Origin of the sequence: Nocardia donostiensis (genome assembly GCF_002081715.1) — a bacterium.
Taxonomy (GTDB): domain Bacteria; phylum Actinomycetota; class Actinomycetes; order Mycobacteriales; family Mycobacteriaceae; genus Nocardia; species Nocardia donostiensis.
This window is the reverse complement of sequence record NZ_MUKP01000026.1, coordinates 78,885-88,119: the sequence shown is the minus strand read 5'-3', so window position 1 is coordinate 88,119 and position 9,235 is coordinate 78,885. Positions and strand designations below refer to the sequence as shown.

Annotated in this window: 3 protein-coding genes; all 3 read left to right on the top strand. The window is 68.5% G+C overall.

What is annotated here, in order from left to right; translation table 11 throughout:
- A partial coding sequence (locus B0T44_RS17460; protein ID WP_139795328.1) for a M23 family metallopeptidase occupies positions 1-398 on the top strand: 398 nt, incomplete at its 5' end.
- 74 nt (positions 399-472) lie between these two features.
- A complete protein-coding gene (locus B0T44_RS17455) occupies positions 473-1,459 on the top strand; it encodes a winged helix-turn-helix transcriptional regulator (protein WP_077114289.1) in 987 nt (328 codons plus the stop codon).
- Positions 1,460-1,687: 228 nt separating this feature from the next.
- The gene (locus B0T44_RS17450; RefSeq protein WP_077114291.1) at positions 1,688-9,142 is read left to right on the top strand and encodes a non-ribosomal peptide synthetase; all 7,455 of its coding nucleotides are present in this window, start codon (positions 1,688-1,690) and stop codon (positions 9,140-9,142) included.
- The last annotated feature ends 93 nt before the right edge of the window (positions 9,143-9,235 follow it).

Sequence of the window (9,235 nt, the reverse complement as noted above, 5' to 3'; positions counted from 1 at the left end):
CGGTGCGTCCGGTGGCCGGTGCGATCAGCTCCAACTTCGGCAGCCGCTGGGGCACCATGCATTACGGAGTCGACTTCGCCGATCAGATCGGTGCCCCGATCCACGCCGTCAGCAGCGGCACCGTGATCGAGGCCGGTCCCGCCTCCGGTTTCGGGCTGTGGGTGCGCGTACTGCACGACGACGGCACCACCGGTGTCTACGGGCATGTGAACGAAATGTTCGTCCACGCCGGGCAGCGCGTAAACGCCGGTGACGTCATCGCCACCGTCGGCAACCGCGGCCAGTCCACCGGCCCGCACCTGCATCTCGAGATCTGGGACCAGATCGGTAACAAGATCGATCCGATCCCCTGGATGGCCGCAAAAGGCGTGCCGCTGGAGTGGGGCCCCACCTACTGAGTCCGCCTGGGTAACTTGATATTCCGCAGCTCATCCCGAATACAGCCGGACCAGCCGCTAGTTAGGCTCGGGTCGTGACCGAGCTTGCCGATATATTCGAGCCCGGATCCCCGCACGGTCGCATCTACGCCGTGCTGGTGCATCACCCGCGGTCGAGCCTCGCCGATATCGCCCGCAGAGTCGATCTGTCCGAAACCGCGGCCGCCGCCGCATTGGACCGCCTGTGCGAACTACGCGCCGCGATACGGATCGACGCACCCGACGGCACACCCCGCTGGGACGCGCATGCCCCAGAATCACTGTCGGAGGCCGAGGCGCGTCGCAGACAGAAGCAGATCAGCAGCATGCATGCCGCGGCCGCCCGGCTCAGCGAAACCTTCCGTTCGGTGCGGCGTGCACCGCGGGGCGACGGCGGTGCGGTTGTCCCAGTGTACGAACGGGCCGAACTCCTCGCCGATTTCGAGGAACTACAGGGCACCGCCCGCCGCATGCTCAAACTGGTCGAACGCGGCCCACACCTGAGCGACCGGGACCGGGAACGGCGCATCTTCGACCTGCGCCGCGACCGCCTGGCCGAAGGCGTCCGGCATCGCATCCTTTATCAGGACACGATCTACCAGGATCAGGAACGGCTGCGGTACGCCCTGTCGATCAACAGCCGCGGCGCGTACGCGCGCACCCTGCCCGACCCGCCGTTCAAGCTGGTCATCAGCGATGACGAACGAGCCTGCCTGGTACTGCATGGCGACGAACGCCGCCCCGATCCGATGGGGCTGCGCATCAACTCCTCGCCCGCGCTGGAGTTGCTGATCCGCACCTTCGACGTGCTGTGGACACTGGCCGCGCCCATCTCGGTGAACCCCGCCGTCGACGAACTCGACGAACGCGATCGGGCGATCCTGACCCTGATGGGAATGGGCGCCACCGACGACACGATCGCCCGCAGGCTGGGTATGTCGCGGCGTACGGTCGTCCGGCGCACCGCCCGGCTGCTGGAGCGGCTCGGCGCGAGCACCCGGTTCCAGGCAGGGGTGCAGGCGATCCGCCGCGGCTGGTTGTGAGGGCCCGCACCGCGCAGACTGCAACGCTTGCTCGGCCGTGACGATATATACCGCGCAGGGTGGTGCACGCCCCGTTCCTGGTTTGTCCACAGGGACGCTTCGCCGGGCATCACCGGGGAAAAACCCCTTATATGATGGCCCCGACCGCGCCCGGCCCCGGTCCTGTTGCCCCTGGAATTCGGGGGATAAGGCCGGGTAAGGCCCGACGCGAGAGGTGAATGTACTCGAATGGAAACTGCCCGTCGTTCCGCTCGGAGCGGCCGTCGTCGCCGCTCGAGTAGCCCGCTGTTCGGTCAGCTGCTGACCGCGGCGGTGGAATCGTCCGCCGGCGAGGTGGCGATTCGGTTCAACCCGACGGGTGAGCCCGCTGATGACCGCCAACTCACCTATCAGGAACTCGATCAGCAGTCTTCGCAGCTGGCGCGGGAGCTGATCGATCGCGGCGTCGGGCCCGGTGATGTGGTCGCTGTCGGTATCGCGCGCAGTATCGAGTCGGTGCTTTCGGTGTGGGCGATCGCCAAAACCGGCGCCGCCTATGTGCCGGTCGACCCGGAGTATCCGATCGAGCGCATCAACCACATCGTCACCGACTCCGGGGCGGTGATCGGCTTGACCACCAGGGCACACCGCCCGGTACTCGGCACCAAGGTGTACTGGCTGGAACTCGACGACCCGGTGCAATCCGAGCGGACCGCGCGCCGTCCACGCCACCCCATCTCCTACGCCGACCGGGTGCGTTCGCTGGACGAGCGGCACCCGGCCTACGTCATCTACACCTCCGGGTCGACCGGTAAACCCAAGGGTGTGGTGGTCACTCACAGCGGCCTCGGCAGTCTGGTCGCCGCCGAACGCGACCACTACAGCGTCACCGGCGACTCCCGGGTGCTGCACGTGTGCTCACCGAACTTCGACGTGTCGGTGCTGGAGCTGCTGTTGGCGTTCACCTCGGGGGCGACCCTGGTGGTGGCGCCGCCGGATGTGTTCGGCGGTTTCGAGCTGGCGGATCTGCTGCGCCGCGAGCAGGTCACGCATATGTTGATCACCCCGGGTGCGCTGGAGTCGGTGGACCCGGCCGGGCTCGACGACCTTGAAGTGGTGGTCGTCGCGGGTGACAAGTTCGGTCCCGAATTGGTCGGCCGCTGGGCAGGCGAGCACACCTTCTGCAATGGTTACGGCCCCACCGAGGCCACTATCCTCGCCACCAGCACCCCGCCGCTGGCTGCGGGTGGGCCGATCACCATCGGTTCGGCCATTCCCGGGGTGGGGACGTTCGTGCTGGACGCGTGGTTGCGTCCGGTGCCTGCCGGGGTGATCGGCGAGCTGTACCTGGCGGGCCCAGCGCTGGCCCAGGGGTATCTGAACCGTCCTGGCCTGACCGCGGAGCGGTTCGTTGCCAGCCCGTTCGGCGCGGACACCGGATATGCAGGCGCGCGGCTGTACCGTACCGGCGACCTGGTGCGGCGCACCGACCCGAACGGACCCGACGGCGGTGTCCTCGAATATCTGGGTCGCTCCGATTTCCAGGTGAAGATCCGCGGTTTCCGCATCGAACTCGGCGAGATCGACAACGCGCTCACCGCCCACGCCGATATCGACTACGCGGCGACGCTGGGCAAAACTCTGCCGTCGGGCGCGACCGCGCTGGTGTCGTATGTGCTGCCAAGGACGGGAAGCAGCATCGACACCGGGGAGCTGGCGAAGTTCCTCGGCGCATCGCTGCCCGCGTACATGATTCCGGCGTCGTTCATGGTGCTCGACGAGATCCCGTTGACACCGGTCGGCAAACTCGATCGGGCCGCGCTGCCGGAACCGGTGTTCGCGGCGCGGGCGTTCCGTGCGCCCTCCACGCCGGTGGAGGAGATCATCGCCGAGGTGTATGCGGAGCTACTGGTTCCCGGCGCCGCACTCAGCGACACCGAGCGGGTGCGGGTCGGCGCGGACGACGATTTCTTCGAACTCGGCGGCAACTCGCTGCTGGCTGCCCAGGCCGCAGCCCGGATCGGCGCGGCGTTGCGCGTGCGGGTGCCGGTGCAGCTGCTGTTCGAGGCCCCGACCGTGGCCGAACTCGCCGAACGAGTGGAACGGCATGCCGGTTCGGCCGCCGGTAAGGCGCTGGAGCCGCAGCCACGCCCGGAGCGGATACCGCTGTCGTACGCGCAGCAGCGGATGTGGTTCCTGAACAGGTTCGATCCGACGAGCGCGGTGAACAATATCCCGGTCGCGGTGCGGTTGAGCGGCGAACTCGATGTGGCTGCCCTGCGCGCGGCTGTCGGTGATCTGGCCGAACGGCACGAGGTGCTGCGCACCCGTTACCCGGATATCGCCGGAGAGGGGTACCAGCAGGTGCTGCCGATCGGCGACCGGCTGGCGATACCCGAACTGTCCGTCGAATCGGCCGCTGAATCCCAGGTGCCCGTGCTGGTCGCGCAGACCGTGGCGGCCGGTTTCGATGTCACCGCCGCACCGCCGGTCCGGCTGCGCCTGCTGGAACTCGCGCCCACCGAACATGTGCTGATCTGCGTGATCCACCATATTGCCGGTGACGGTTTCTCGGTCGGCCCGCTGACCCGTGATCTGATGGCCGCGTATCTGGACCGGATGCGCGGCGGCGCACCGGAATGGCCTGCGCTCGAGGTGCAGTACGCCGATTACGCGATTTGGCAGCGCGAGATCCTCGGCGCCGAGGACGATCCGGAATCGGTGCTGTCCGAACAGATCGGTTACTGGCGCAACGCTCTGGCGGGGCTGCCCGAACAACTGGACCTGCCCGCCGACCGCCCACGCCCCGCCGTGGCCTCCAACCACGGCGCGACCCTGGCCTTCGAGGTGGATGCGCAGGTGCATGCCGCGCTGGACCGTCTGGCGCACCAGCACAATTCGACCTTGTTCATGGTGGTGCACGCCGCGCTGGCGGTGCTGCTGGCCCGGCTGTCGGCGACCAGGGATATCGCCGTCGGCACCCCGGTCGCCGGTCGCGGTGAGGCAGCGCTGGACGATGTGATCGGCATGTTCGTCAACACGCTTGTGCTGCGCACCGAGGTCGACCCCGGCGCGTCGTTCGCCGACCTGCTCGCCGCGGTCCGCCGCACGGATGTGGCGGCGTTCAGTCATGCCGACGTCCCGTTCGAGCGGCTGGTGGAACTGCTCGACCCCGCTCGTTCCACCGCCAGGCATCCGCTGTTCCAGGTGATGCTGACCTTCCAGAACCTGGCGCCGGCCGAACTGGAACTGCCCGGTCTGAACGTCAGCGGGCTGGATCTGGCGGTTCCGCTGGCCAAATTCGATCTGCAGCTGGCGATGGTCGAAAACATCGACCGCGCCGGGACGCAGCGCGGCCTGTCCGCCGCGTTCACCTACGCGACCGACCTGTTCGACGAGCCGACCGTGCAGGATTTCGCCGACCGCTTCCGCCGCATCCTGACCGCGGTGGCCGCCGATTCCGCGGTGGCCGTAGGCGATATCGATGTGCTCGCGCCGGGAGAGCGCGAACTGGTGCTGCGCGAATGGAACAGCGCCGGCGTCGTGGTGCCGGAGGTGACGCTGGTCGACCTGATCCGCATGCAGGCCCGCAGGCGGCCCTCCGCCCCGGCCGTCCGGTTCGGTGAGACCACGGTGACTTTCGACGAGCTGCTGCGCCGGGGGAACCGAGTGGCGCGCGCGTTGATCGATCACGGCGCGGGACCGGAAACACTGGTTGCGGTGGCGATGCCGCGCACCGAGGAGCTGCCGATCGCCTTGCTCGGCGTGTTGCTGTCCGGTGCGGGCTATCTGCCGATCGACACCACCTACCCGGCGCAGCGCCTGGAATTCATGCTCGCCGATGCGCGCCCGGCTGCGGTGCTCACCACAGCTTCCGAACGTGACGCCGTACCGTCCGTCGACCTGCCCGTCGTGCTGCTCGAGGACACAGCGCCCTACTCCGACGCCGTGATCAGCGATGCCGACCGGTCGGCGCGGCTGCGCCCGGGCAACCTGGCCTACGTCATCTACACCTCCGGTTCGACCGGTGTGCCCAAGGGGGTCGGCGTCACGCATCGCAATGTGGTGGAGCTGTTCGCGAACACCCAGCTGCTGTTCGAGTTCGACGAAAGCGATGTGTGGACGCTGTTCCATTCCTACGCATTCGACTTCTCGGTATGGGAACTGTGGTGCGCGCTGGCCAACGGCGGCGCAGTGGTGGTGGTCGACTACCTGATATCGCGGTCGCCGGAACTGTTCCGGGACTTGCTGCTCCGGGAGCAGGTGACCGTCCTCAACCAGACCCCGTCGGCGTTCTACCAGCTGGCCGAGGCCGACCGGGCCGCCAACGTGAGTTCGGGGGGCCGCAACGGTGCGGCGGGCAAGCTCGCGCTGCGCTATGTGGTATTCGGCGGTGAAGCGCTGGACCTGCGGCAACTGCACCGCTGGTACGAACGCCACGGCGGGCCCGGCGGCACCGGCACCGCCGCGCCGTGGCTGGTGAACATGTACGGCATCACCGAGACCACGGTGCACGTATCGTTCCTGCCGCTGGACGAGCAGCTGGTGGACAACCCGGCCAGCGTGATCGGCCGGGCACTGCCCGGTCTGGATGCGTTCGTGCTCGACGAGCGGCTCGCGCCCGCACCCGTCGGGGTGGTGGGCGAGATCTATGTTGCGGGCGAGCAGCTGTCCCGCGGGTATCTGGGCAGACCGGGCTTGGCGGCGTCCAGGTTTGTGGCGAACCCGTTCGGTGAGCCGGGTTCGCGCATGTACCGGTCCGGTGATCTCGGCCGCTGGGTGGGTTTCGGTGGCCGCGCCAACCTCGAATATGCCGGTCGCGGCGATCAGCAGGTGCAGTTGCGCGGTTTCCGTATCGAACTGGGCGAGGTCGAGGCGGCGCTGCTGCGCTGCCCGGGCGTCGGTCAGGCGGTGGCGCTGGTACGCGGCGACGAGCACGCCGGGGACCGGCTGCTCGGGTATGTGGTGCCCGCCGCCGACAGCGGTGTCCGCGTCGACCCGATGCAGGTGCGCGGTCGGGTCGGTGAATTCCTGGCCGGATATATGGTTCCCGATGCCGTGGTGGTGCTCGATGCGCTGCCGTTGACCCCCAACGGCAAACTCGACCGCAGGTCGCTACCCGATCCGGAGTTCGTGAGCGGTGCGCCGTTCCGTGCCGCCGAAGGCGCCGTGGAGCAGGCGGTCGCCGAGGTATACGCCGATCTGCTCGGTGTCGCCGAGGTCGGTTTGGACGACGATTTCTTCGCCCTCGGCGGCAACTCGCTGCTGGCTACGCGGGTGGTGGCGCGGATCAACGAGGCACTGGACGCCGATGTGGCGGTCCGGGAGCTGTTCGAGGCACCGACGGTTGCCGAACTCGCCGCCCGGGTTGTTCCCGGCGTCGGCGGCTCCACCGCCGCCCGGCCGCCGCTGGCCAGGGTGGAGCGCCCGGAGTTCGTGCCGCTGTCGCTGGCGCAGCATCGGATGTGGGTGCTCAACCAGTTCGATCCAGCTTCCCCTGCCTACAACATTCCACTGGCCATCCAGTTGACCGGCGCACTGGACGTGACCGCGCTGCGCCACGCCATGTCCGATGTGCTGGAACGGCACGAATCCTTGCGCACCCGCTACCCCATCGGCCCGGACGGTCTGCCCTATCAGGAGATCCTGCCGGTGAGCCAGGCGATTCGCGGCGGGTTGGAGGCCGCGCCCGCCGACGATCCGCTGGGCCGGATCACCGAGTTGATGTCCACCGGTTTCGATGTGACCGTGGAGGTACCGGTCCGGGCCCTGCTGCTGGACAACGGGCCGGATATTCATCTGCTCGCCCTGGTGGTGCATCACATCGCCGCCGACGGAGCATCGATGGCGCCGCTGGCACGCGATCTGATGACCGCGTATCTGGCCCGGATCGGCGGTAACTCGCCGCGCTGGTCACCGCTGGAGGTGCAGTACGCGGATTTCGCGATATGGCAGCGCGCGGTGATAGGCACCGACGACGACGAAGGGTCCGTCGCCGCGCAGCAGCTTGCCTACTGGCGTGACCAGCTGGCCGGGCTCAGCGGGGATCTGGAGTTGCCGCTGGACCGGCCGCGCCCGCCGATTCCGTCGATGCGCGGCGCCTCCACCGGTTTCGCCGTGTCCGCCGAGGTGCACGAGGCGCTGGAACGGCTGGCACGCGACCATCACGCCACCCTGTTCATGGTGTTGCACGCCGCGGTGGCGGCGCTGCTCGCGCGGTTGACCAACGAGACCGATATCGCACTCGGCACCCCGATCGCCGGGCGTGGGGAACGCGCGCTCGACGATCTGGTCGGCATGTTCGTCAACACGCTGGCGTTGCGCACCCGGGTGGAGCCGACGGTGTCGTTCGCCGAACTGCTCGACCGGGCCAGGGAAACCGATCTATCGGCGTTCGCGAACTCCGATATCCCGTTCGAGCGGGTCGTCGAGGTGGTTGTGCCCGGCCGGGCGACCGCGCGCAACCCGCTGTTCACTGTGGTGTTGTCGTTCCACAACAACGAACATCCAACGCTGCAGTTGCCCGGCCTCACCGTCACCGCGGTGGACGAGGGCGCGATCGCGGCGAAGTTCGATCTGCAGATCAATGTGGATCCGCGCCGCGACGACAGCGGTGCGCCAGGGGAACTGGTGACGGTGCTGACCTACGCCACCGAACTGTTCGACGAGTCGACGGTGCAGGCGTTCGGCCGCAGACTCGAACGAATTCTCGTCGCGGCGGCCGATGATCCCCGAGTCCAGGTGGGCGATATCGACATCCTCGACCCGGAGGAGATGCAGCGGTTGGCTGTCGCGGCGGCTGCCCGCCCGCTGACCACCGGAGTCGCGTCGGCGCCCACTCCGGGCACGGCGCTGGCCCAGACGCTGGCCGCGACGGTGGAAGACGATCCGGAAGGACCGGCCGTGGTGTGGGGTGAGCAGGCGCGCACCTATCAGGAGCTAGACGCGGGATCGTCGCGCTTGGCGCGGGCACTCATCGCCCGCGGTTGCGGTCCCGGCTCCGCGGTGGTGGTGCGGCTAGAGCGGAGTGTGGATGCGGTGATCGCGGCGTGGGCTGTGCTCAAGGCGGGCGCCGCGCTGGTTTCGGTGGATTCGGTGGACGCGGCTGTAGCGGCCGGTCTAGAGGTGAAGGTCGGGGTCGCGGTCGGCGGCGGGCCAGCCGTGGCCGGGGTGGATTGGCTCGTGCTGGATGATCCGGCGACGTCGGCGCAGATCGCAGGCGAATCGCCGCGGCCGGTCACCTATGCGCATCGATTGCGTCCGCTGCGCGGCACGGACTTCGCCTTCCTCGGCGACGGTGGGTCGCTCGGCTACGACGAGCTGGCGGCCGCAACCGGACGGTTGCGGGCCATCACCGACCTGACCTACGAGTCTCGCACCTTCCGGCACGGGCGTCCCGACAGCCTCGCCGCGCTGGTCGAGGTGGTGGCCGCGGGGTCGGCGGGTGCCTCGGTAGTGCTGGTGCCCGACGTGACCGATGCCGCTGAGCTGACCGACGCACTGGCCGACGAATGGGTGACCCACCTGATCAGCGATGACGCCGGGCTCGGCGTCATCGATCCGGGACCGCTGGAGGGCCTGCAGGCGGTGGTGGTCGATGACGATGCCGATCCGGGTGCCGGATGGTTGCAGGTGGCGAACGTGATCGGTGTGGCGGCCCTGGTGAGCCACCCGCGTTACGGTGCCCGAGGACAACGGCGATAACAGACATGATGACCATGTCCGCGGCCTCGCGGTGATCGGCCCGCGCCTGGCCGCGGCACTGCGGGACCGGGGCTGAGCAGGAGCGGAGACACA

What these genes read in the sequence shown, in the direction of transcription:
- B0T44_RS17450 (WP_077114291.1), top strand. Translation starts at nt 1,688, where the DNA reads ATGGAAACTGCCCGTCGTTCCGCTCGGAGCGGCCGTCGTCGCCGCTCG.